The sequence below is a fragment of the Enterococcus lactis genome (assembly GCF_015751045.1).
GTDB classification, from domain to species: domain Bacteria; phylum Bacillota; class Bacilli; order Lactobacillales; family Enterococcaceae; genus Enterococcus_B; species Enterococcus_B lactis.
In genome coordinates, this window is record NZ_BNJW01000021.1 from 22,831 (window position 1) to 46,133 (window position 23,303).

Annotated in this window: 22 protein-coding genes, 2 pseudogenes and 1 other annotated feature; of the genes and pseudogenes, 14 read left to right on the plus strand and 10 right to left on the minus strand. The window is 39.4% G+C overall.

The window, feature by feature from the left end; translation table 11 throughout:
- Positions 1–11: 11 nt before the first annotated feature.
- From KFO35_RS10950 to KFO35_RS10970, 5 genes are all read left to right on the plus strand, one after another.
- Positions 12–770 carry an IclR family transcriptional regulator gene (locus KFO35_RS10950; protein ID WP_002293373.1) on the plus strand — a complete coding sequence of 253 codons (759 nt, stop codon included), beginning with the start codon at positions 12–14 and terminating at the stop codon, positions 768–770.
- Between the two features lie 99 nt (positions 771–869).
- Positions 870–1,514, plus strand: a complete 645-nt coding sequence (locus KFO35_RS10955) for a bifunctional 4-hydroxy-2-oxoglutarate aldolase/2-dehydro-3-deoxy-phosphogluconate aldolase (RefSeq protein ID WP_025477299.1) — start codon at positions 870–872, stop codon at positions 1,512–1,514.
- Positions 1,515–1,520: 6 nt separating this feature from the next.
- Positions 1,521–2,528, plus strand: a complete 1,008-nt coding sequence (locus tag KFO35_RS10960) for a sugar kinase (protein WP_002315601.1) — start codon at positions 1,521–1,523, stop codon at positions 2,526–2,528.
- A 15-nt stretch (positions 2,529–2,543) separates the two neighbouring features.
- Positions 2,544–3,386 (plus strand): 5-dehydro-4-deoxy-D-glucuronate isomerase, encoded by an 843-nt coding sequence (gene kduI / locus KFO35_RS10965; protein WP_002288239.1) that lies wholly within the window; start codon positions 2,544–2,546, stop codon positions 3,384–3,386.
- A gap of 19 nt (positions 3,387–3,405) precedes the next feature.
- Positions 3,406–4,209: a gluconate 5-dehydrogenase gene (locus KFO35_RS10970; RefSeq protein ID WP_002320630.1), complete on the plus strand. Its 804-nt coding sequence runs from the start codon at positions 3,406–3,408 to the stop codon at positions 4,207–4,209.
- Between the two features lie 117 nt (positions 4,210–4,326).
- On the opposite strand, the gene fni is transcribed toward KFO35_RS10970, so the two are convergent.
- The 4 genes from fni to mvk are packed head-to-tail and all read right to left on the minus strand — an operon-like array spanning position 4,327 to position 8,391.
- Positions 4,327–5,382, minus strand: a complete 1,056-nt coding sequence (gene fni, locus KFO35_RS10975) for a type 2 isopentenyl-diphosphate Delta-isomerase (protein ID WP_002315602.1) — start codon at positions 5,380–5,382, stop codon at positions 4,327–4,329.
- Positions 5,379–6,464: a phosphomevalonate kinase gene (locus KFO35_RS10980; RefSeq protein WP_002315603.1), complete on the minus strand. Its 1,086-nt coding sequence runs from the start codon at positions 6,462–6,464 to the stop codon at positions 5,379–5,381. Before KFO35_RS10980 ends, fni begins: the two co-directional genes overlap by 4 nt.
- 12 nt (positions 6,465–6,476) lie before the next feature.
- A complete protein-coding gene (gene mvaD, locus KFO35_RS10985) occupies positions 6,477–7,454 on the minus strand; it encodes a diphosphomevalonate decarboxylase (protein ID WP_002293367.1) in 978 nt (325 codons plus the stop codon).
- Positions 7,447–8,391 (minus strand): mevalonate kinase, encoded by a 945-nt coding sequence (mvk, locus tag KFO35_RS10990; RefSeq protein WP_002315604.1) that lies wholly within the window; start codon positions 8,389–8,391, stop codon positions 7,447–7,449. Before mvk ends, mvaD begins: the two co-directional genes overlap by 8 nt.
- Before the next feature lie 315 nt (positions 8,392–8,706).
- On the opposite strand from mvk, the gene KFO35_RS10995 reads away from it, so the two are divergent.
- Together KFO35_RS10995 and KFO35_RS11000 are read left to right on the plus strand one after the other, a co-directional pair.
- On the plus strand, positions 8,707–9,366 hold the full coding sequence (locus KFO35_RS10995) for a deoxynucleoside kinase (RefSeq protein WP_002293362.1): 660 nt from the start codon (positions 8,707–8,709) through the stop codon (positions 9,364–9,366).
- Positions 9,367–9,449: 83 nt separating this feature from the next.
- Positions 9,450–10,355, plus strand: coding sequence for a magnesium transporter CorA family protein (locus KFO35_RS11000; protein ID WP_002313988.1), 906 nt, complete (start codon positions 9,450–9,452; stop codon positions 10,353–10,355).
- Position 10,356: 1 nt separating this feature from the next.
- Here the strand turns inward: KFO35_RS11000 and KFO35_RS11005 are convergent, their stop codons facing one another.
- Positions 10,357–10,989: a pentapeptide repeat-containing protein gene (locus KFO35_RS11005; RefSeq protein WP_002315606.1), complete on the minus strand. Its 633-nt coding sequence runs from the start codon at positions 10,987–10,989 to the stop codon at positions 10,357–10,359.
- A 150-nt stretch (positions 10,990–11,139) separates the two neighbouring features.
- Positions 11,140–11,265, plus strand: a sequence feature (ribosomal protein L20 leader region).
- Between the two features lie 43 nt (positions 11,266–11,308).
- Between KFO35_RS11005 and infC the strand changes: the two genes are divergently transcribed.
- From infC to KFO35_RS11025, 4 genes are all read left to right on the plus strand, one after another.
- Positions 11,309–11,833, plus strand: coding sequence for a translation initiation factor IF-3 (gene infC / locus KFO35_RS11010; RefSeq protein WP_002293357.1), 525 nt, complete (start codon positions 11,309–11,311; stop codon positions 11,831–11,833).
- A gap of 71 nt (positions 11,834–11,904) precedes the next feature.
- Positions 11,905–12,105 (plus strand): 50S ribosomal protein L35, encoded by a 201-nt coding sequence (rpmI, locus tag KFO35_RS11015; RefSeq protein WP_002289309.1) that lies wholly within the window; start codon positions 11,905–11,907, stop codon positions 12,103–12,105.
- Between the two features lie 52 nt (positions 12,106–12,157).
- On the plus strand, positions 12,158–12,517 hold the full coding sequence (rplT, locus tag KFO35_RS11020; RefSeq protein WP_002293355.1) for a 50S ribosomal protein L20: 360 nt from the start codon (positions 12,158–12,160) through the stop codon (positions 12,515–12,517).
- Between the two features lie 238 nt (positions 12,518–12,755).
- Entirely contained in the window at positions 12,756–14,576 is a 1,821-nt protein-coding gene (locus tag KFO35_RS11025) for a DUF3329 domain-containing protein (RefSeq protein WP_002315607.1), read from the plus strand.
- A gap of 149 nt (positions 14,577–14,725) precedes the next feature.
- On the opposite strand, the pseudogene KFO35_RS11030 reads toward KFO35_RS11025, so the two are convergent.
- Positions 14,726–16,139, minus strand: a pseudogene (locus tag KFO35_RS11030) (IS3 family transposase).
- A 268-nt stretch (positions 16,140–16,407) separates the two neighbouring features.
- Between KFO35_RS11030 and KFO35_RS11035 the strand changes: the two are divergent.
- The 3 genes and pseudogenes from KFO35_RS11035 to KFO35_RS11045 all read left to right on the plus strand — a co-directional run bounded on the left by KFO35_RS11035 (position 16,408) and on the right by KFO35_RS11045 (position 20,586).
- Positions 16,408–17,745 (plus strand): annotated as a pseudogene (locus KFO35_RS11035) (citrate transporter).
- Between the two features lie 47 nt (positions 17,746–17,792).
- Positions 17,793–19,922 carry a hydantoinase/oxoprolinase family protein gene (locus KFO35_RS11040; protein WP_002315613.1) on the plus strand — a complete coding sequence of 710 codons (2,130 nt, stop codon included), beginning with the start codon at positions 17,793–17,795 and terminating at the stop codon, positions 19,920–19,922.
- A complete protein-coding gene (locus KFO35_RS11045) occupies positions 19,897–20,586 on the plus strand; it encodes a hypothetical protein (RefSeq protein WP_002336133.1) in 690 nt (229 codons plus the stop codon). The genes KFO35_RS11040 and KFO35_RS11045 overlap by 26 nt, the downstream gene beginning before the upstream one ends.
- Positions 20,587–20,855: 269 nt before the next feature.
- On the opposite strand, the gene KFO35_RS11050 is transcribed toward KFO35_RS11045, so the two are convergent.
- The 4 genes from KFO35_RS11050 to KFO35_RS11065 form a co-directional block, all read right to left on the minus strand.
- Positions 20,856–21,542: a GntR family transcriptional regulator gene (locus KFO35_RS11050; RefSeq protein ID WP_002312480.1), complete on the minus strand. Its 687-nt coding sequence runs from the start codon at positions 21,540–21,542 to the stop codon at positions 20,856–20,858.
- 134 nt (positions 21,543–21,676) lie between these two features.
- Positions 21,677–21,844: a hypothetical protein gene (locus KFO35_RS11055; protein ID WP_002292624.1), complete on the minus strand. Its 168-nt coding sequence runs from the start codon at positions 21,842–21,844 to the stop codon at positions 21,677–21,679.
- 76 nt (positions 21,845–21,920) lie between these two features.
- A complete protein-coding gene (locus KFO35_RS11060) occupies positions 21,921–22,361 on the minus strand; it encodes an acyl-CoA thioesterase (RefSeq protein ID WP_002309714.1) in 441 nt (146 codons plus the stop codon).
- 3 nt (positions 22,362–22,364) lie between these two features.
- A complete protein-coding gene (locus KFO35_RS11065) occupies positions 22,365–23,210 on the minus strand; it encodes an NAD(P)H-hydrate dehydratase (protein WP_002315616.1) in 846 nt (281 codons plus the stop codon).
- Positions 23,211–23,303 lie beyond the last annotated feature (93 nt).

Here is a 23,303-nt window from a genome sequence, read left to right on the forward strand (position 1 = left end):
GAGAATATTATATGGAAAATAAAAAACCTTATGGAACTGTATTGATCAAAGCTTCTAAAATACTAGACTATTTAGCGGAAAATCCAGACATCTCTTTGCAGACAATCGCAAAGGGTGTGGGAATGACTTCTTCTACAGTCTTGAAAATACTAGATACTTTACTGATGATCGGCTACGTAAATAAAAATTCAGAGAAAAATTATCGTTTAGGTGCAAAGCTTATTCGCTACGCGAATAAAAACATTGAACAAATCGATTTGGTAGAACTGACTTTACCATTTTTAGAACAGTTGCAGCAAAAAATCGATGAGACTATCCACTTAGGGGTATTGGACAACAATGAAATCTTGTATGTGAACAAACTAGATCCAAAACATCAAACGATCCGTATGTCTTCAAAAATCGGAATCACCCGACCATTATACAATTCTGCGATGGGTAAAGCCGTATTAGCAGAATTCAGTGAAGAGCAGTACACTGATTATCTTGAAAAACATCCGTTGATCCCTTACACGGAGTACACGATTACCAATGCCTTGCGTTTGAAAAAGGAAATCCAAACGGTAAAAGAAACCCACGTTGCATTTGACGATGAAGAAATCGAACGTGATATTTTTTGTATAGGAGCCTCAATCGTGAAAAATGAACAAATCATTGGTGCATTTAGTGTAAGTATGCCGAAATATCGTTTAACAGATGAGACAAAAGAACAAATAATCAGTGCCCTCAAGCAAACAAAAAGCGAAATCGAGCAAAGAATTCAAAAATAATGAAAAAAGCGTTCGCATTTTTTCTTTTCTGCCGTATAATATGGGCATAGATTTCCAAGTTATAAAATAAAATTTCTAAATAGGAAATAGGTGGAGAAGATGAAAAAAATTGATATTTTATCTCGATTGAAAAACGCCGGAGTGATTGCGGTGGTACGCGGAAAAAGTAAAGAAGAAGCTTTGAATGCTTGCCACGCAATCATCAAAGGTGGTCTAACTGGTATTGAGTTGACTTTTACAGTCCCTCAAGCGGATCAAGTAATCAAAGAACTTTTGTCATTTTACAAAGATCAACCAGAAATAGTGATTGGCGCAGGTACAGTATTAGACGCTGTCACAGCTCGCTTGGCTATCTTAGCTGGCGCAGAGTATATTGTTAGCCCTTCCTTTGATCAAGAAACGGCAGAGATGTGCAATCTGTATCAAATTCCTTACTTACCAGGATGTATGACGATTACCGAGATCAAAACAGCGCTGAAAAGCGGGGTAGATATCGTCAAACTATTTCCTGGAAGCGCTTATGGACCAAGTATCATTTCTGCCTTCAAGGCACCGATGCCTCAAGTCAATATCATGCCAACTGGTGGTGTGAGTCTGGACAATATAAAAGAGTGGTTCGATGCTGGTGTCGTAACAGTCGGAGTAGGTGGGAACCTTTTAGCACCTGCAGCTACAGGAGATTTTGACAAAGTAACGGAAGTCGCGCAACAGTATGCAGCAAAAATGAAAGAAATCATGAGGTAACTGCTTATGGGAAAAGTAGTGACACTCGGAGAAATCATGTTGCGATTGTCCACAGAACAGGGAACCCGCATCGATTCAAGTGAACGATTCGCAGCCCATTATGGCGGAGGGGAAGCAAACGTAGCAATTTCTTTAGCTAATTACGGACATGACGCGGTTTTTGCTACCAAAGTACCTGATAACGCATTGGGAAAAGCAGTCAAAAAGCACTTGCAATGTTATGGAGTAGATACGAAACAGGTATTATCTGGTGGACCAAGACTAGGTACTTATTATATGGAAACTGGTAGTGGCGAACGCGCCGCCTCAGTGATCTATGATCGTGCCGGATCAAGCTTTGCTGAAATGGATCATTTGGAATGGTCGTTAGAGGAGTTATTCCAAGGAATAGATATATTTCATGTTTCAGGAATCACCCCAGCTTTGTCTAAAAAATGGCAAAAAATGACGAAACAAGTGATAGAAGCTGCAAAAAAAGCCGGCTGCCTGATCAGCTTCGATATCAACTATCGCGGGAAATTATGGACACAGCAAGAAGCCAGCGAAGTAATCCATCAGCTTTTACCTTTAGTAGATATCTGTTCAGCTGGAAAAATGGATGCTCTTTATTTGTTAGGTATCGAGAAAGCGCCAGAAGCAGAAGAACAACCTCTAATTTATTATTATCAAAAAATGCAGGAAAAGTTCCCGAATATCCAGGTGTTTTATTCGACCAAACGTACCGTTCATTCAGCAAGTGAAAATGAATTGAAGGGGACATTGTGGATGAACCGTGAATATGTGGAATCCCAAGTCCATAGAATCACCCCGATCGTGGATCGAGTAGGTGGCGGAGATGCTTTTGCAGGTGGCGTGCTCCATGGGATTTTATCCAATATGCCCCCGCAAGAAATCATTGATTTTGCTACGGCAGCTTCTGCCTTGAAGCATACGATCCACGGGGACTGCAACCAATTCAGTCAAGAAGAAGTCGCACAATTTTTAGCATGCGGCTCTGGAAAAATCATTCGATAGAAGGAGTAGAAGAAAATGCAAGAAATGGAAACACGTTATACACACAGTCCAGAAGATATCCGTCATTATTCAACGGAACAATTGAGAAAAGAGTTTTTAGTAGAAAAGGTATTTGAACCAGGAAAAATCAGTTTGACTTATACACACAACGATCGAATGATCTTTGGTGGCGTGACACCTACTGAAAAAGAATTAGAAATCACATTAGACAAAGAACTAGGTGTTGATTACTTCTTAGAACGTCGTGAACTAGGTGTGATCAATATCGGTGGACCAGGATTCATCGAGATCGATGGGCAAAAAGAAGAAATGAAAAAACAAGACGGCTATTATATCGGAAAAGAAACACGACATGTCGTATTTTCTTCTCAAGATGCTGAAAACCCAGCTAAATTCTATATTAGTTCTGTTCCAGCACATCATAAATATCCAAATGTAAAAATCAGTATCGACCAAGTAAAACCAATGGAAACTGGTGAAGGTCTGACATTGAATGAACGTAAAATCTATCAATACATCCATCCAAATGTATGCGAAAGCTGTCAATTACAAATGGGTTATACGATTTTAGAACCAGGAAGTGCTTGGAATACGATGCCTTGTCATACACATGAACGTCGTATGGAAGCTTATGTCTACTTTGATTATGCCAATGAAGATACACGTGTGTTCCACATGATGGGCAAACCAGATGAAACAAAACATTTAGTCGTAGACAATGAACAAGCTATTATTTCACCAAGCTGGTCGATCCATTCAGGTGTAGGTACAAGCAATTACTCATTCATCTGGGCAATGTGCGGAGAAAACATCACCTATACAGACATGGATATGGTGCAAATGGATCAATTAAAATAAGCATAAGGGAGAGAAAATGATGGAATTTAATATGGATATGTTTCGTTTAGATGGAAAAGTAGCATTAGTCACCGGTGCCGTCTATGGTATTGGATTTGAGATTGCACGCTCTTTAGCTACAGCAGGAGCAAAAATCGTGTTTAATAACTTGAATCAAGAATCAGTTGATGAAGGTATAGCGCATTATAAAGAAGCGGGCATCGATGCAAAAGGTTATGTCTGCGATGTAACTGATGAAGAAGCGGTTCAAGCAATGGTTCAGCAAATCAAAGAAGATGTAGGTTCAGTTGATATTCTAGTCAATAATGCAGGGATCATCAAACGGACACCGATGATTGAAATGGATGCGGCTGACTTCCGTCAAGTGATCGACGTGGATTTAAATGCTCCATTTATCGTTTCAAAAGCAGTTATTCCAGATATGATCGAAAAAGGCGGCGGTAAAATCATCAATATCTGTTCTATGATGAGTGAATTAGGACGCGAAACGGTCAGTGCTTATGCTGCGGCAAAAGGCGGATTAAAAATGCTGACGAAAAACATCGCTTCTGAATACGGTCAATACAATATCCAATGTAATGGAATTGGACCAGGTTATATTGCTACACCGCAAACTGCTCCATTACGCGAAACACAAGAAAACGGTGAACGTCATCCATTCGACCAATTTATCGTTGGACGTACGCCAGCAGCACGTTGGGGCGAGCCAATCGATTTGGCTGGGCCATCTGTCTTCTTGGCTTCTAGCGCATCGGATTTCGTTAACGGCCATGTCTTGTATGTAGACGGCGGCATACTTGCCTATATCGGAAAACAACCTTAAACGAGGTTTAGTACACTGTTTAGTGGAGAGGTTATGAAATCAGCAGCTTGAACGAATACCGAAGGACAGCTGATCAAACATCATTTATTTGAAAAAAAGGAGTATGACGTAAATCAGTCATACTCCTTTTTCTGTGCGTCTTCCATACTTCACTAAGTCGATTCCTCTTGCTTCGCACCAATCCTTCACTGGACCGGAAAAGATGAGAGATTGTTGGTGGAGGGTCGCGATATTCGTTGCGCCGATCATGGTATAAAGCAGACGAAGTTCCTCTTGCCATTGTTTCATTAGCATAATGGTTTCTTCTACGCCATGATTCATCAGGTGAGTCAATACAGTTCCTGAAGTGCCCACTGCTTTTGCGCCTAGACAAAGGGCCTTAAATATGTCATAGGCATTGCGGATACCTCCGGAGGCTAGGATTTCCATAGAAGTGTCTGCTTCATTTGCTTCAAGCAATGAGGCGACTGTCGATTGCCCCCAATCAGCTAGATAATTCAGTTCTCGCTTGGAGCGACGGGCATTTTCAATCTGGGTGAAACTTGTCCCGCTTCGACCGCTGATATCAACTGTATGAACCCCTAAAGAAGCTAAATCTTTGATCGTTTCTCTTGTCATGCCAAACCCGACTTCTTTTACGATGAGGGGGACATCAATGGCTGTTTGAATCTCTTGGATAAGTGCTTTCCAGTTAGTAAAATCACGGTCTCCCTCAGGCATGACCAATTCTTGAGGTGCATTCAAATGAATCTGTAAGGCATCTGCGTGAAACAATCGGATAGCTTCTTGGGCTCTTTCGACAGAAGTTCCTGCACCGATGTTGGCAATGATTTTCCCGTGAGGATATTCTTGTCGCACAATTGTATAAGTATCGGCTAAAGAAGGGTCCTTCAAGGCAGCGCTGACTGAACCAGTGGCAATCATCAAATCTGCTTCTCTTGCGACGATTGCAAGATCTTGGTTGATTTTTTTTGTTTTTTCGCTTCCGCCAGTCATCGCATTGATATAAAACGGGCTGCTTAGTGTAAACCCAGCTGCCTGTGTACTTAGATCGACATCAGCAACTGCTGTTTGCGGCAAAGGATTATGAATGACCCGTACGAAATCAAATTCATTTTTTTGCTTATCATGAAAGGCTTTAGCTAGTGAAACATGTTCATCTTTTCGATTCATCTGTTTTCCTTTCTTTGATCGCTATAGACATGTAACGGTAGGGGGGTGATCTCTGCTTTTTCCCATGCACTCATTAAAGGAAGGATGCCAGATTTCTGATCAACGATCACGATGCCGCAATCCCCACCACCTGCACCGGAAGACTTTGCAGCCCCATCATACTGTTCAGCTAAATTACATAATTTGTTCAAAGCAGGCGTTTCGATAACAACCCCGGTGATAGCAGACAAATCATGCAGTAATTGTCGGTTTTTTCGAATCATCTGTTGGATCAACGTAACATTATTTTCTTTAAATCCTTTGATCATTTCATTGACGCATTCTGTACTGTTTTTTAAGAAAAGCTGATAAGCCACCATTTTATCTTCTCTCGAACGGTGAACTTGATCGACCAAATCAGAAGTAGAGGCAGGGCTACCCGTCCAACCAATCAATAAACGTAGATCTTCAGGAGCAATCAATGGCTCAATTGATAGACCAGGCCAATCCATGGCAAGTAACTCACTGATAGAATGCTGAGTTTCTTGTTCTTGGAGCCAAGGATGGTCGAAGGTCGAGAAGGCGATCCAGCCACCATAACAGCTAGCAGCGATGTCGCCGCAAGAACCATTATCTTGAACTGCTAAATTAGCGAGTGCTGCGATCTTGAAAATCTCTAGCTGAGATAAATTCAATGCGTAAAAAACATTCAAGGCTTTGACCGTTGCAACAGTAACGGCGCCGCTAGAACCTAATCCGTATTTCCGACCATTTGAACTGTCTAGCTCGCTTGTTACTTTCAGATCATAAAAGGATAAAAGAATATTTTTTTCTTGTGCATACTTTTCAGTCAATCGAATAGCAGCAAGGATATAATGAAAAGGATTTTCCCGAATATCTAAAACTAATTCCCCGTTACGTCTTGTCCAACGTACAGGCATCCCGCTATATTGTGCAGATTGGATACTTCCGACTTTTCGTGCGGACTCTACAGTGACTGTCACGAATTGATCGACTGCAGCGATAACTGCCGGATGACCTGTTTCAACAACTGCATATTCTCCGGCAATATAGAGTTTGCCTGGTGCAGATACTTCAATCATAAAAATCTCCCTTTATTCAATAATCGCAATTCCTGGACCAGCGTGGGCAGTAATTACTTGTTCTTTGCTAAATAATTTGGTAAATGTTTCTTGTACCTCAGATAAATGGCTGTTTTCCACTAAAACTTTGACATTAGGGCCAGCATCCATCGTAAAGTAGCATGGAATGCCTTGCTTTCTCAATTGCCGCACCGCATCCATCGCTTTTAAGCTGTCAGGAGACCAGTAAGTGAAAGGTGGTTGGGCAGCTAAAGTCGTTCCGTGCATTTTTAGTCCGTTTCTTTCCATCGTTTCTCCGAGAAGTTGGAAATCTTTTGTTTTGATTGCTTGTTTCAATTGATATAGATCCCCTTCAACGGAATCTAACCAGCCTTGATAAAAACTGGATGTTTCGACTGTCCGCCGCATCCCATTTCTGCTAGACACTTCTTTTTTCTGGTCGTTGATCAAAATGAAAACCATTGCTAGATCGTCTTCGAAAGAATCAGAAGGGACTGGCTTGGCATAAGAGCTTAAGTCATCATGACCTTTTTCCCATTCGACGAAACCACCAAAAATACTTCGGCAAGCTGAACCAGACCCGCGTCGAGCAAATCTTGAAAGAGAAAGATCGTCTAATCCAAGCTTAAGGGCAGTATTACAAGCGCCTGCTAAAGCAGCTAGCCCGCTAGCAGAGGATGCTAATCCGGCTGCGGTAGGAACGAAATTCTGACTGATTACTGAAGCTTTTAGTGAGATGCCGGCTTCTTTACGGAAAAGGTCAAGAAACTGACTAACTTTTTTTGTTGCTTTTTCGTCTTGCAAGGTGTCATCTAGATAAAATTCATCTGCTATATAGCTATCAGAAAAGATGACTTCTGTTTCGGTATAAAATGCATCCAATGTCAACGAAAGACTGTTGTTCATCGGAAGGATGAGTGCTTCATTTTTCTTACCCCAATATTTGATTAGGGCAATGTTGGTATATGCGCGTGCTTTGCCTTTAAACATAGGTATGTACTCCTAATCCTTGTATCCAAGTTTCAGCCGCACCCGCATCTTCAAGTGCTTGACTGATTTCTTGGGCTTTTGTTTTTGTTTGTGCTAATGCAATCATGCAGCCACCGCGTCCGCCGCCAGTTAATTTAGCACCTAATGCACCGGTACCTTTAGCTGTTTGGATCAGTAAATCAAGGAAATCGTTGCTGATCGTCAGTTTTTCCAGAAGTGATTGTGATTCATCCATTGTTTGAGCTAACATTTCTGGTGAATTTTCAATGATTGCTTGTTTCGCTTGCTTTGTCAAGTATCCTAATTTTTGGATCATTTGTCCAGTTTCATGTGGTTGTCTTTCAAACAGGTGAGCGACATCTTTGACGGCTTCTCTTGTTTGTCCTTTGATTCCTGTATCAGCGACAATCAAAAAAGCATCGATATTCAAAGAAAAATAATCAAAAGGATGCCCTTTTGTAAAATAAATTGGCTGCAAGCTGCTAGTAGCGGCTGCATCGATCCCACTAGGATTGCCATGTGCGATTTTTTCCGAAAGTTGTACTTTCTCTAATAGTATTTCACGAGACAAAGGGAGTGCTAAGTAATCATAAAAAGCACGAGTAACTGCTGTGGCGACCGCAGCACTTGATCCCATTCCACGTTCAGCAGGAATCGTGCTTTCGATGGTTAGTTGCAAGTTTTTATGGATATCATGCTCTTTTTTTAAATGGATGAATAATTTTTTGATATTTTTTAATGTATGAGGAGCTTCGGCTAAATTTCCTGAATAGTAGGAAGAAACCAATTGATCGTCCATTGCATCCAGCTCTTCAAGGAATGCGGTGACTTTTGTTGCATAAAAAGGAAAGGCAATCGCCGGTTCTCCATAAACAACCGCGTGCTCGCCCATCAAGATAATCTTTCCGCTTGATTCTCCTTGGCCATAGTTTGCCATAATCTAACTCCTTCTCACGTAAAAGTGATTTTTAAGCAAAAAATAAAGCGCCCAAAACGAGTTGCGCTGCTTCACGAAATTTTTTGTCCGCTAAGGGTCTCAAAAAACATTCCTTCTTTATTTTACTAAAATCATCCCAGAAGTAAAACTAAGAATACGTTTTCTAAAGGAAAAACCCTTTTTTCTTAAGAATTTTTTGACCTTTTTTCTTTTTTGACTAGAAAAAAATACAATTGACACTACTAGATATTGGGGGTATATTTAAAAAGGTTGGAGTTAAACACAATATTTAGTGATGAAGTGAGCTGGAGGTAAATGAGCGTGATCGTTTTAGCAGGTACAATTGGTGCCGGAAAATCAAGTTTGACAGAAATGATGGCTGAACACTTTGATAGTCAGGCATTTTATGAATCAATTGATGATAATGAAGTCTTGCCCTTATTTTATGCAAACCCTGAACAGTATGCTTTTTTGCTGCAAATTTATTTTTTGAATAAACGTTTTGCAAGCATCAAACAAGCAATGAAAGATGACAATAATGTATTGGACCGTTCGATTTATGAAGATTCGCTGCTTTTCCATCTAAATGCAGATCTAGGAAGAGCGACGGAAACGGAAGTTCGTGTGTATGATGAACTGCTGGAAAACATGATGGAAGAACTGCCCTATGCTGCCCATAAAAAACACCCGGATTTATTAGTTCATATTCGTGTATCTTTTGATACGATGCTGGAACGGATCGAGAAACGTGGTCGTTCGTATGAACAATTGTCCTTTGACCCAAGTCTGTACGATTATTACAAAGAATTGAACAGACGGTATGATCAATGGTATGAAGAATACAAAGAAAGTCCAAAAATCCAAATCGATGGAGATCGCTATAATTTTGTGGAAGATCCTCAAGCAAAAGAAGAAGTCTTGAAAATGATCGAAGAAAAATTAGCAGAAATCCGCCAAACTGAATTAGCTATTTGATTTAAAGCTACTCAAAAAAGGATGCTCCTTTATTTGAGTAGCTTTTTTCTTTATACTAGAAACAAATATCAGGAGGATGGAGTATGCGGGAAAAACACTATTTTAATCAAGAACGTAATTTTTGGATCAATATACAGCAAGATGATGTGCTAGCTGTTAAAAATTTAAAAGAAGAATATGGCATCAGCGATGAGATGCTGACTTATTCTCTAGATAAAAATGAGCGGGCACGCGTAGAGTATGACTCTTTTGATGAAGCGTTACTACTTGTATCAAATGTCCCGCACCAACAAAAAGTTGATAATCATTACGAAACTAGTCCTATCGCTTTTATTTTAAAAGAAGATGGTTTGTTTACATTTACCACGCCGAATACCGAGTATGTGATTCGACTGATTCGATCACTTTTGGAGCGAATGCCAGACATGAGTGTATACAGTTTATTGTTTCGTACATTATTTTTAATTTCCGATTCCTTTTTTCCTTTAATCGAGGAAGTAAATAGCGAACGTCAACGGCTCAACCTAAAGTTAAGGGAAAAAACAACAAACAAGAATCTACTGCAACTTTCAGATTTAGAGATTGGTTTGGTTTACTTAGTTACAGGAACAAAACAAAATGTAGTACTTTTGGAACAAATCAAGGCATTAGCCATTTATCGCAAGTTGTCAGAAAAGGAAAAGGAAGAGTTGGACGATGCACTGATCGAAGCACGACAAGCAGTTGAAATGACGAACTTAGCTTCGCAGATTTTAGATCAGCTTTCTGGCACTTATAATAATTTACTGAATAACAATTTAAATGACACGATGAAGTTTTTGACTGTCTGGTCGCTGATCTTGACTGTACCGACTATTGTGACAGGATTTTTCGGGATGAATCTTAAGCTACCATTTACCCATTCCGTTTTCGGATGGGGAATCGCCTTGATCATCAGTCTGGTTTTATCTGTTTGGATGCTCATTGCACTATGGCGGCGGATTCGTTGATCTAGTCTTTGATCTGCAAACCAAGGGCTTGAGCAATCACAAGTGCTTGCTCCTGGTTGACGATCAGTCCTGCCAAATAATCTTGAGATAAAGCAATGGCAGTGAAGAAATTAGTCGTAAAGTCTAATCCCTTCAGAGAAGTTCGGAACCAATTCGAACCAGTTAACTGATTGTCAGACAAAAAAAGATTTTTCCAAGTGACCTCATAAAATTCGCTGTCTTCTAACTGGCAATGATCGAAGGATACGGCTTTCAAGTTTGTGCTGCTAAAGGAAGCCATCGAAGCAATGCAGTCAGTGAAAGTGCAGTCTCTAAGATAACTTTCGGCAAAATTCGTACCTGTTAATTTACATTGATGAAACACGACTTGGTGGAAACTGCCACCAATCCACTCCAGATTGGACAAATCACACTTTTCAAAAATGACATTACTGCATTCAAAATGACGTAAAGCTGTTTTTTGCATGGTCAGCTTTTGGACATGACTCTCTCTTAATACCATATTTTTGGCATCAAGATAGCTTTGATCACCTCCATTGATCAGAAGACCAGAGAGGATTTCTTCATCTTCTAAATAAAAATCTTCTTTTGTCAGAGGAGGAAGAGAAGGTGGGATAGGTTCGATTTTTTTCATTTGGATTCACCTCGTTTTTCTTTAGTATAGCAAAGAAGCGGGAATCACTGCTAGAAAGTCTGCTAGACCAATCATTTTCAGAAAAGGAAGAAAAACTGTATGAAAAACATTGACAGAAGGATTGGTTTTTGCTATACTATGATGGTTGAGAAATAAAAGCAGAAGCACCCGCTTCTCGCCTTAGTTGATAATGTCACTGGGCTAGATAGTTTTCACTGGTTCTATTAGGTGAAGTACGCGCGGGTTCTGTAAGAGAACTCGTTTTTTTATTGCCGTTTATTCGGTAAGCTTTTCTTTCTCTCATAATATTTGGAGGTGAATGACCATAGCAAAGGATATGATGGTTAACGACGGCATTCGTGCACGAGAGTTACGATTGATCGGTTCAGATGGTGAGCAATTAGGAGTTAAGACAAAAGCAGAAGCATTGAATATTGCAGAACAAGCAAACTTGGATCTTGTGTTAGTTGCCCCTGGTGCGAAACCACCAGTTGCGCGAATCATGGACTACGGTAAATACCGTTTCGAACAACAAAAGAAAGACCGCGAAGCGCGTAAAAAACAAAAGGTGATCAATGTAAAAGAAGTTCGCTTAAGTCCTACGATCGACTTGAATGACTTCAATACAAAACTTCGTAATGCACGTAAGTTCTTGGAAAAGGGCGATAAAGTGAAAGCTTCTATCCGTTTCAAAGGCCGTGCCATTACCCATAAAGAAATTGGTCAAAAAGTCTTGAATCGCTTAGCTGAAGAAACTGCTGATATTGCAACAGTGGAACAAAAAGCGAAAATGGACGGACGCAGCATGTTCTTGACGCTGGCACCGAAAAACGACAGTAAGTAATTTGAATGACTAACTGGCTGTTGGACAGCCGATAGTCGAATAACGAAAGATTTTGAGGAGGAAATATAGTCATGCCAAAACAAAAAACACACCGCGGATCAGCAAAACGTTTCAAACGTACTGGTAAAGGCGGATTGAAACGCTTCCGCGCGTTTACAAGTCACCGTTTCCACGGCAAAACAAAAAAACAACGCCGTCAATTGCGTAAAGCAAGCATGGTTTCTAGTGGCGACTTCAAGCGTATTCGCCAACAACTAGCAAAAATGAAATAAGAAGTACAAATAACAGAATCTGAAGATTTATTTTTATTAGGAGGAATTATACATGGCACGTGTTAAAGGTGGAACAGTAACTCGTAAACGTCGTAAAAGAGTGCTAAAATTAGCAAAAGGTTACTACGGTTCAAAACACACTTTATTTAAAACAGCAAAAGAACAAGTAATGAATTCATACAACTACGCATATCGCGATCGTCGTCAAAAGAAACGCGACTTCCGTAAATTGTGGATTGCTCGTATCAACGCAGCAGCTCGTATGAATGGCTTGAGCTACTCAAAATTAATGCACGGTTTGAAAGTTGCTGAAATCGACATCAACCGTAAAATGTTAGCTGACTTGGCTGTTAACGATGCAGCAGCATTTACTGCATTGGCTGACCAAGCAAAAGACGCTTTGGCTAAATAAGCTAAACAATTATAAAGAGGAAAGAAGATAACGAAAAGTTATGTTCTTTCCTCTTTTTTAGTGTTGTAATATACATAATTAAACAAAACAGTAAGAGAAATTTAGTAATCATTATTTCATCTTGCAGATTATTGGATTCATCGCGCATTAAAATAGAATAGATGTTATAATTTTTAAGAGAAAAGGATATTATTTAGCTAACTTTTCTTAAACAAAATATAACGAAAGAGGGAAAAAAGTGAATTGGTTAAAAGAAAATATAGAAAAGAATAAAAGAATAGCCATGTTGTTATGTACTTATTCAATAATGGTTGTATTAAATTTTTTAACACCTTTGATTGCTGATGATATTCAGTATATGGATAAAACTACTAGCTTTTTTACAATACTGAGCGACGAATATCATCAGTATATGACATGGACTGGAAGATCTGTAGTGCATATCATCGCTCGTGTGTTTTTATTGATGCCTAAAACGGTTTTCAATTTGGTCAATCCGTTAATCTATGTATTACTAACCGTCTTGATTTACAAGATAACGACCAAAGATAAAACAGAGTTTCATGCTTTTAAATATTTGATGATAAATGTCGTTATATGGCTATTCATTCCTACATTTGGACAGACGATATTGTGGGAAACAGGTGCTGCGAACTATTTATGGGGCGGAATAATTATAACTAGCGTTCTATTTATTTATCATCGCTACTGTTACGAGAATAAACTACTTCCATTTAAATCATTAGGGAATGCGATAATTATGGTAATCTTAGGTATCGTAGCAGGTTGGTGTAATGAGAACACATCTGGAGGTGCTGTTTTAATTATTTTAGGTTATATCTATATAACTTACTGTAAGAAAAAACCATTACAGTTATGGATGTTCTCTGGCTTGATTGGCGCAATTTTTGGCTTGTTCATGATGGCTTCGGCTCCAGGAAATGCGATTAGAGCAACTTACTTTGAACGTAGTACATGGTCTTTACCTCATAAATTGTTTTCAGGGATTGTTGATATCACCCAAACATTACAAGAAAATGGGCTACAATTATTTATTTTATGTGCAATATTGCTGTCGGTTGGAATAATTTTTGATCAAAGAAGAGAGTGGGTGCGTTTATCTTATATTTATATAATTGCAGGTTTGGCAACTATTTATGTATTAGCAGTATCACCTACTGGTCTTGGATGGGGGCGTTCTTTTTTTGGCGGAGTATTATATCTCCTTATCGCAATGATGATAGAATGGCCAGACGAAATTGAAAAGCCTGCACCAAAGATTGTTTATAGTGTGATCAGCTCTGTTCTGTTGGTCCAATTTCTATTTACATTTGTCTTAGGATCAATTGATATTGCACGATCGTATCGTAATATTGAAGAACAATACGACTATCTGAAAAATCAAAAGTCGCAAGGTAACTTGAATCCTGTCGTAAGTGAGTTTACGTCATATGGTGAGACAAGACATCCAGCTTTTTCGAATGAGCTTAATCATATTGTTGGTGAAGTTGATTCGGCTGTAAATATATCTAATGCAAAATATTTTGGTCTCCAAAGTGTTCGATCTGTATCTGAAGAGGACTGGAAAAATATCTATAAAAACGGCGATCCTGAACTGATGAATATATGGAATGCTCAGGATTATCTAAAAAAAATAGCGGGCTCTGAAAATACACTCATTGTTGCTGGATTTGGTGATGTCACACAGATAAATGAAGCATTGATAAATGATATGGTAAAACTTTTCCCTAGTTTAGATCTAGAGATTTTTAAACAACACTGGAACTTTTCAGGAATGTTTCGAGATAAGAAAGAAGTAATTTTATCACAAAAACAAAATTACAATATTTTCAGTAAAGATGTGGCTAGAGAAGAAATTACTGTTCGAACTAGCTATACCCCTTATGAAGATCAGCAGTTTGGATATATTAACATTGACGGAATAGCAGTTTCACGAAATAAACCTGGAATCAATATAGTTGTTTTATCTAAGAATGGAAAGATCTTGGATTCTGTCAACATTGGCGTAGTTAATGAAGAAGTGACTTTATTAAGATAAGGTTATTGAGACATCTTTTCATAAGTTTGTTTCCTTTTGAACACCGTGTATTCGGAAAAAGGGACTGTGACACTGTAGTGACCCCCAAAAGTTAGACTTTTTTGGAGTGGAGAAATCCACTCCTTTTTTCATGCTCTAAAATGATATTTTTACGCAACCGTTACGGCTGTTTTACGAAATTGGACGGGACTTTGCCAGTTTAATTTCTGTTTTATCCGTTCATTATTGTAGTAATAGATATAGCTATCGATGGCTGATTTTAATTCCTCGAAACAGTTATAAGTTTTCCCATAAAAAATCTCTTGTTTTAATAAGCCAAAAAAATTCTCCATAAGTGAATTATCTAAGCAGTTCCCTTTCCGAGACATGCTTTGAAAAATTTTGTACTCCTTAAGCGTTCATTTGATACGCCCAACCTTGATCCGAGTGAAATGTACGACGATAGGGACAATCATTAGTAATCTGGATTGCTTCCTCCAAACCTTCCATTATTGCTAATGCATTGGGCTTTTCAGAGATACGATAGGATAAAATCTCACTATTGAACATATCCATAAAAGGATCTAGATACAATTTCTTTTGACGGATAATGCCTTTGGCATCCACTTCATGGTATTTAAATTCAGTTGTATCCGTCGTTATTTTTTGATGGCAGATACTAGTGTAGAAACGACGATGGATTCGATTTTTGGCTGTTGCTCCGACTTGTCCTCGATAAGAATTGTAGCGACGTGATTTACGCGTGTATGCCGTTACTTTTATTCCTAGCTTCTTGATCAAGCGCTGAACTTTCTTTTTATTGATAGAGAAACCGCGGTTTCTTAGTTCATTGGTCATCCGTAAACAGCCATAATCCTTGTGCTTCTCCCGAATTTTAAGCATTTCCGCTTCAATCTCTTGATCTGGATTTTGACGGTCTAATCGTTTTTGCCAGTACATAAAGGTTGCCTTAGGAAACTTTAAAGTTTCTAGAAGCTCAACTAATTTAAATGGTCCTCGGAGGCTTGCGATGATTCGTGCGATTGCTTCATTCGTCGTTGTTGGGCTTCCTGTTTTCGCAGCTTCCTCAATTCTTTTAAAAAGGCATTTTCAATTTGAAGGGAACGTACTCGTTTCTCCAACTCCTCGATGCGTTCACGTTCTTCAGACGTTGCTTTAGTTATAGATTTTTTTCTTATTTTTGGGTTCATTTTTCTTAGACAAGATAGGTGGACATCCTTTCGTTTTTGAGAGTCCATCGATCCCACCATCACGGAATTGACGCATCCAACTAGCGATCAAATTAGGGTTGTTCATGTTAAGTGTGTTGGCAACTTCACGATAGGACAGCTCACTTGTTAGATATAACTCTATCGCATCCAGCTTAAATTGAACAGAATATTTTTTCTTTTGTCGCTTTCTTACTAGACCCGCTTCACCAAATACTTGATAGGCATTAATCCAGCGCTTCACTTGTGACGGAGCCTTAACGGAATACTTCTTTGCCAGATAATCACTTCCGCCTTTACCATCCAAATAATCATGAACAATCTTTAATTTAAGTTCAAAAGTATACTTAGCCATAAAAAATACCGACCTCCAAAAGTTAGATTTTTTGGTCTAACTTTGGAGGTCGGTACATTGTCACAGCTCCCTTTTTTGTTTCCAATTCTTCACCATATAAAACGGGATAATAGCGTATAAGGCTAAAATAGCATAATTAAGGTTTTTTAATTGAAATCCGAACATTTATGGTCATCCTCTAATGAAAGCGCTAACTGCATAAGTTAGAATGAACTTGACTGATATATTAGTTTGTTTATCAGAAAAATAAAATGGACGGAGGAATAACATGAGTGATATTATTATTGGTATTTTGTTAGTTATCTCATTCTTTTTCATGGTCTGGTACTGTGTAAAGGGCTACAACTTGATGGTCGGTTTTGCCATCATGGCGACTGTATGGATGGGATTAGCGCTAGTCGGAAACACGTTTTCGCCGAACCCGGCGATGGAAGGACAAGGAGTAATTGATGTATTGACGCATATCTATACGACTGGACCTGCTGAGTACGCCAAATCGATCTTGGTAAATGTCTTCTTTGGTGCCTTTTTCGGGCGTGTTCTAGTAGATAGCGGGATAGCAGCCACACTGATTCGTAAAGTAGTCGAACTTGGAGGGGACAAACCAAGAATCACGATGAGTTTGCTGTGTGTTGTAACCGCTGTTATATTCATGTAGATGACAGGAATTGGACCAGTGATTTCTATCGCAGTCATTGTTTTACCGATCTTGATGTCTTTAGGAATCTCAGTACCAGTTGCGCTGTTCTCATTTATGGGCTCGATCATGGCTGGGATCTTTGCTAATATCGTCAACTTCAAACAGTATCAAACGATTTACGCTGGTTTCAACCCAGCAGCTGAAAGCTACACTTATAATGACTATTTCCAAATCGGTATGATTGGGATGGTTGTAAGTTTAGTTGTTGTACTAATGGTGGCTAATATATCAATGAATAAAAAGAAACGCTATGCAATGGCAGCAAATGTACCGGCTGAAGGCGGCGACGCACCAATGATCTCATGGTTAGCCGTATTATTACCAGTTTTAGGGGTCTTTTTGTTAGATCTTCCAATCATCTTAGGTTTTATTCTAGCAGGTATTTGGGCATTGCTGTTTACTGGAAAATTGCGCGGAGGTTATAAAGAAATCTGTCGTCAATTTGCGAAATTATTTACAGATGGCGCAGTCGATGTCGCACCAATGGTCGGTTTCTTGATGACCTTAGCGATGTTCAATAACTCAGCTGCGTACGCTTCTCCTTATTTTTCAGCTATTTTCGGAGATTTGATACCGCAATCACCATTAGTCTTAGCAATCGTATTTGCTATATTGACACCATTAGGATTTTTCCGCGGTCCAATGAATCTAGTCGGTTCAGGATCAGCTATTTTAGCTGTTGTATTAGCTGTGAACCCAACAATGTCGCCAGCCTTTTTGTTCCCATTGTTTGCAATCACAACGATTGCCCCTCAGCATTTAGATATTACACAATCTTGGGTCGCTTGGGGATTAGGGTATACAAAAGTAACGTCTCGAGAATACATGAAGAAATCCATCCCAACTGGTTGGATCATCGGTGCGATCTTATGTTTGATTACATTCTTCTTGTACGGGAACGCCTAGTAAACAAAACGTCGATAGAAATGATTAGATGAATGGAGGAAAAGAAAATGAAACGTTTTGTGCGAATGGGAATTGATGTCGGTGGTACGCATACGAAAGCAGTGGCAATCGATAATGCGACACATGAAATCATCGGAAAGTCTTCAGTGAAAACGACCCACGACGATGTTCGTGGGGTGGCTGCAGGAGTCGTTCAATCTTTTCAAAATTGTTTGCGGGAAAATAATATTAGTCCAGAAGACGTTGTTTTTGTTGCACATTCTACTACGCAAGCGACGAATGCGCTGATTGAAGGGGACGTAGCAAAAGTCGGTGTAATCGGTATGGCAAAAGGTGGATTAGAAGGTTTTTTAGCAAAACGCCAAACTAGATTGAACGATATCGATTTAGGGAATAAGAAAAAAATAGAGATCGTCAATGCATTCTTACCTGTCAAACACTTAAATGTAGACCGTGTTTCAGAAACGATTTCTTCTCTAGAAAGGGAAAGAGCGGAAGTCTTGGTTTCTTCTATGGCATTTGGAGTAGATAATGGGGAACCAGAACGGGTCGTTTATGAAGCAGCATCGGTAAAATCGATCCCTACAACGATGGCTTCTGACATCACAAAATTATATGGATTGACAAGAAGAACTCGGACAGCAGCGATCAATGCGTCTATTTTACCAAAAATGCTAGATACGGCAACATCGACAGAAGACTCTGTACGAGAAGCAGGGGTCAATGTCTCTTTGATGATCATGCGCGGAGACGGCGGAGTAATGGAAATCAATGAAATGAAAAAACGACCTGTTTTAACCATGCTTTCCGGTCCAGCAGCATCAGTCATGGGCTCTTTGATGTACTTGAGAGCGTCTAATGGGGTTTATTTTGAAGTAGGCGGAACAACAACCAATATCGGGGTCATTAAAAATGGACGTCCAGCAATCGATTATTCAATTGTAGGTGGCCACCCAACATATATCTCTTCATTAGATGTTCGGGTTCTAGGTGTGGCAGGCGGTTCGATGGTACGGGCTAATCAGTCAGGAATCATCGATGTCGGTCCACGTTCTGCACATATTGCCGGTCTAGATTATGCAGTATTTACGGAGACAGAAAAAATCAAAGGTCCTAAGGTTGAATTTTTCTCTCCTAAAGAAGGAGACCCTGCTGATTACGTCAAGGTAGTGATGGAAGACGGAGAAGAAGTGACTATTACAAATACATGTGCAGCCAATGTCCTAGGCTTAGTGCAAGAAGAACATTTTTCTTACGGAAATGTCCCATCTGCACGAAAAGCCATACAGGCATTAGCAGACTATTGTCATACGACGATTGAAGACATCGCAGAGCAGATCATGGAAAAATCCTATGCTAAGATTGAACCAGTGATTTTAGAATTGGCAGACAAGTATCACTTGGAGAAAGATCAGATTTCTCTTGTAGGTGTAGGGGGCGGCGCTGCCTCTTTGATTACTTACTTCAGCAATAAAATGGGTGTGAAATATTCTATCCCTGAAAATGCTGAAGTGATCTCTTCTATTGGTGTAGCACTTGCAATGGTCCGAGATGTTGTAGAACGTATCATTCCTTCACCAAGTAAAGAAGATATCCGATCATTGAAAAATGAAGCGATGAATAAGGCGATTGAATCAGGTGCTACACCAGAATCGATCGAAGTCCACGTAGAAATCGATCCACAGACTTCAAAAGTAACGGCTATCGCTACTGGTTCTACGGAAGTGAAAGCAACCGATCTAACCAAGGAGATCACAACAGAAGAAGCATTAGAGCTTGCTGCAGAGGATATGCGATTAAATAAAAATGAAGTTTGCTTATTGGAAAATACACCTTTCTTTTATGTATGCGGCGAACAGAATCGTTCAAAAAATGCTGGAAGTCTTCGGATCATCGACCAAAAAGGATTTATCAAGGTCCAACGTGGACATGCTTCTTGTCTGAAAACAACTGCAGCCAATTATATGGCAGCAGTCGAACAACTTTGGGAAGATATGGCAGTTTATCAAACTGAGTTGATCGCCCGACCAGAATTTTATCTCTGTTTAGGAGCAAGAGTCTCTGATTTTACAGCGACGGATCTGGAACAACTACAGCTTTTGATGGATCTGGAAGTATCTACTATGGAACCAGAGGAAGAAGTGATCGTCGTTGCCGGAAACATCAAACAAACATAAGTTAGAAGAGTTACTAAACAAATTACAACAGATCCCCGAAGAAATTTGGGGATTCTATCAGTTTCAGCGAGATTTGTTTTGGAAAAAGATCCCTTTGTCCAAGCAGAAAATCCTCATACAACAATCAATCGATTGTGGTATCGAAACGGCATGTAGCATCAAAAAAAAGTACCCTTTTGCCGATGTAGGAGAAATTTGTGAACAAATGGCTATTCCAATCGTTTCCTGTGAATCAGAGCAAATAAACGAACGAATCACTTTTGCAACTTATGCAGAAGATGAAGGGATCCGATTGATGACGGAGCCGTTAGAAAAATTAAAATGTTCAGGACTTACTTCGATCTCTAAAGAAACAGCGCAAGCTTTGATTATTGGACATGAACTATTTCACCACATCGAAGCTTCTGTTAAGGGAATTTATACGCAAAATGAAAAAATTGTGCTATGGCGGCTGCCTTTTTATACACACCAATCAAACATTCGTGCATTGAGCGAGATAGCAGCGATGAGTTTTTCAAAAGAGATGAATCAAAGCTGTTTTTCGCCTTATGTATTAGAGGCAGTCTTGCTTTGGCCATATAATGAAACGCATAGCCAAGGGATTTTAGAAGAAATAAAAGAAATAGAAAAAAGATGTGCGGAGTATGATTTTGCTCACAAATAAAGAGGTTGTGACAGAAGTGGTCAGCTTCAAGAAATAAGAAGGAATTTACGAAAATGGCTTCTTAAATTTTTATGACATTTCGGCTTATTTCAAAGAAGCTACTTCTGGAACACTGTGTATAAGAGGTTGTGAAAAAGCTGCCCTGCATCAAGTCATAAGAACAGCCAAACAAAAATAGCTCCTCATATTTTGCCGTTTTTTGAGCTAATACGAGGAGTTGGCAGGAGAACACTGAAAGGGACTGTGACACGATTTTTGTCACAGTCCCTTTATTTAATGGGTCTTTCCTGAATATCTTCAAAATAATCGGGGTAATTATGAATCACGTATTCTTGCTCTTCGATAATCATATGTAAATGCATCGTACAAAGAAACCCGACTTCATCAAAGTTATGATCAATCATTGATTGAAGCATTGTCTGATGTTCATCCAATACTCGACCCCAATCTAATTCTGAAATCGTCAAACGCAACCATCTGAAACGGTTCAAGTGCGTACTATAACTTTCCAGCCAGTCCCAAATCTCTCGTTTTCCTGCAATTTCATAACAAGTTCGGTGGAAATCAGTATCCAAATCAAAAAAAGCTTTTTTATTTTGAGCGATCACTGCCTGATCGGTTTGTTCTAATATTTTTTCTAGTTTAGCTTGATCTTGCGCTGTCATTTTCGCACTACATTCTTGCAGGATCGGTTTTTCCAGCTTTTCCCGCGTATAACGGGCTAATGAAGCAGATCGGATATCGATTTTTGAAACATAGGTGCCGGACTGTGGAATGGTTTTTACAAGCTCCTGATTACGAAGCTGGATCAGTGCTTCCCGAATCGGTGTGCGCCCGATAGCTAGTTGTTCTTCTAACACTTTATCGGAGATTTTACTTCCAGGTGCTAACTCGGAATAAATGATCTGTTTACGGATAGATTCATAAGCTTGCTGCTGTAAATTATTGATACCCATTAAAACTTCCTTTCTGTGTAAGTATAATCTATTATAACATAAATCGCTTACAAAACGTGTGGATGCAAAGACGTATTCTTGAAAAAAAGCCCTGATAGGCATGCCTATTAGAGCCTCGAAAAGAAAATACTGAATCAATCTGGTCGTACCTCTTGGATCGGTTTGACACGACCGCCGATTCTTTTAGCAAAAGCTTCGGATTCTTTTTTGTCTTTGAAAATGAGCAGATTGTCTAAGTTTTTTTCCCGAGTGCGGCAGCCAGTTTTATCGATGTAACCGTGCATTACTTTAACGACATACATGGGGATCACCTGCTTTTTTCTTTTCATTATACGAACTACTCAACACAATACAAGAAAAATGCTTAGACGGTTTTTATTAAGAAATAGCATTATCCAGAGAAGCGTACGCTTGGAATAACTGATCTAGCTCCGAATTGACTTTGCTCAGCTTCACTAATCGTTGCGAATCAGAAAGTAAGAAACAGTGTTTACTGCTACCAATAGTTTTTAATTTTTTGTCTTCAGTTCCCACAATTTCGTAGCTAAAATCCAAACGTGTCCCCGTATATTTTTGGATAGTTGGATGGATGCTCACTTTTTCTCCGTAATGGATCATTTCTTTATAGCTGCAATTTACTTCCAGAACGGGGATAATGATCCCAGATTCTTCGATTTTTTTATAGGGAAACCCTAGATGTACCAATAAGGCTACCCGAGCCTCTTCAAACCAGCGGATATAATTGCTGTGATGAATAATCCCCATTTGATCTGTTTCATAATAAAAAGGTTCTCGTACATAACCTGTAAATTTCTCCATGATTCATGCCTCGTTTTCCATTGATTTTTTACAAAAATAATTCATCCACTTCGGAAGTGCTTCGCTGATCTGTGTCGGCAAAACGACATATTGTTCTTTTGCTAGCTGGTCTCCGATGAAACTATGAAGATAAACAGCTGCCGCAATCGTTTGGTCATTTTGAGGGAATTGGGCGAAGAATCCTGTGATCATTCCTGCTAAAGTGTCACCCATGCCGCCTGTTGCCATAGCAGCTGAACCTAAAGGATTGGTGTAGAAGTGTTGGTGACCATAAATTTTTGTCTCATGACTTTTCAAAACGACCGCAGCACCGATTTCCTGTTGCTTCTTTTTGTTTTCTTCATCTCGCTGTTCCTGTATCGGTAGAGCACTCAACCGTTGCCACTCCATTTGATGAGGTGTAAGTACTGTTTGTTCGGGATAGGGTAGCGAAAGATGGTTAGCAGCCAGTAAACTTAAAGCAGAGCCATCGATCACCAGCCATTGTTCTTTTGATTGGTTATCTAGTACTTGTTTGAAACGTTCCAAACTCTTGGAAGAAGTGCCCAATCCGGGACCAATCAAGAGTACATCTGCTTGCTTTATCACGGAAAGAAACTGGTCAGTATCCGTCCAATCTACGATCATTGCTTCTGGCAGATGACTGTGAAGGGCACTCCGATTTTTTTCATCCGTTACTACTGTCGTGAGACCCGCTCCACTGTGTACGGCAGCTAAAGCACTCATGATGATTGCTCCGCCGTATTGTTCATTGCCGCCAATCAAAACGACACGTCCAAATGTTCCTTTATGTGAAATTTTTGGACGAGGTGTGATGACTCTTTTCACTAGTTGTTTGTCTATCAGCATCAAAAAACCTCCTTTTACTCATTATAACGTATATTTTTTTTAGAGAAAAACAGATAAGAAAAGGAATTGTCAGATTTTTTGAACTATTTTTTT

Excerpts from the sequence above, each read along its gene's own strand:
- KFO35_RS10950 (WP_002293373.1), top strand. The coding sequence starts at position 12 with ATGGAAAATAAAAAACCTTATGGAACTGTATTGATCAAAGCTTCTAAA.
- KFO35_RS10955 (WP_025477299.1), top strand. The coding sequence starts at position 870 with ATGAAAAAAATTGATATTTTATCTCGATTGAAAAACGCCGGAGTGATT.
- KFO35_RS10960 (WP_002315601.1), top strand. The coding sequence starts at position 1,521 with ATGGGAAAAGTAGTGACACTCGGAGAAATCATGTTGCGATTGTCCACA.
- kduI (WP_002288239.1), top strand. The coding sequence starts at position 2,544 with ATGCAAGAAATGGAAACACGTTATACACACAGTCCAGAAGATATCCGT.
- KFO35_RS10970 (WP_002320630.1), top strand. The coding sequence starts at position 3,406 with ATGGAATTTAATATGGATATGTTTCGTTTAGATGGAAAAGTAGCATTA.
- fni (WP_002315602.1), bottom strand. The coding sequence starts at position 5,382 with ATGAATCGAAAAGATGAACATGTTTCACTAGCTAAAGCCTTTCATGAT.
- KFO35_RS10980 (WP_002315603.1), bottom strand. The coding sequence starts at position 6,464 with ATGATTGAAGTATCTGCACCAGGCAAACTCTATATTGCCGGAGAATAT.
- mvaD (WP_002293367.1), bottom strand. The coding sequence starts at position 7,454 with ATGTTTAAAGGCAAAGCACGCGCATATACCAACATTGCCCTAATCAAA.
- mvk (WP_002315604.1), bottom strand. The coding sequence starts at position 8,391 with ATGGCAAACTATGGCCAAGGAGAATCAAGCGGAAAGATTATCTTGATG.
- KFO35_RS10995 (WP_002293362.1), top strand. The coding sequence starts at position 8,707 with ATGAGCGTGATCGTTTTAGCAGGTACAATTGGTGCCGGAAAATCAAGT.
- KFO35_RS11000 (WP_002313988.1), top strand. The coding sequence starts at position 9,450 with ATGCGGGAAAAACACTATTTTAATCAAGAACGTAATTTTTGGATCAAT.
- KFO35_RS11005 (WP_002315606.1), bottom strand. The coding sequence starts at position 10,989 with ATGAAAAAAATCGAACCTATCCCACCTTCTCTTCCTCCTCTGACAAAA.
- infC (WP_002293357.1), top strand. The coding sequence starts at position 11,309 with ATGACCATAGCAAAGGATATGATGGTTAACGACGGCATTCGTGCACGA.
- rpmI (WP_002289309.1), top strand. The coding sequence starts at position 11,905 with ATGCCAAAACAAAAAACACACCGCGGATCAGCAAAACGTTTCAAACGT.
- rplT (WP_002293355.1), top strand. The coding sequence starts at position 12,158 with ATGGCACGTGTTAAAGGTGGAACAGTAACTCGTAAACGTCGTAAAAGA.
- KFO35_RS11040 (WP_002315613.1), top strand. The coding sequence starts at position 17,793 with ATGAAACGTTTTGTGCGAATGGGAATTGATGTCGGTGGTACGCATACG.
- KFO35_RS11050 (WP_002312480.1), bottom strand. The coding sequence starts at position 21,542 with ATGGGTATCAATAATTTACAGCAGCAAGCTTATGAATCTATCCGTAAA.
- KFO35_RS11055 (WP_002292624.1), bottom strand. The coding sequence starts at position 21,844 with ATGTATGTCGTTAAAGTAATGCACGGTTACATCGATAAAACTGGCTGC.
- KFO35_RS11060 (WP_002309714.1), bottom strand. The coding sequence starts at position 22,361 with ATGGAGAAATTTACAGGTTATGTACGAGAACCTTTTTATTATGAAACA.
- KFO35_RS11065 (WP_002315616.1), bottom strand. The coding sequence starts at position 23,210 with ATGCTGATAGACAAACAACTAGTGAAAAGAGTCATCACACCTCGTCCA.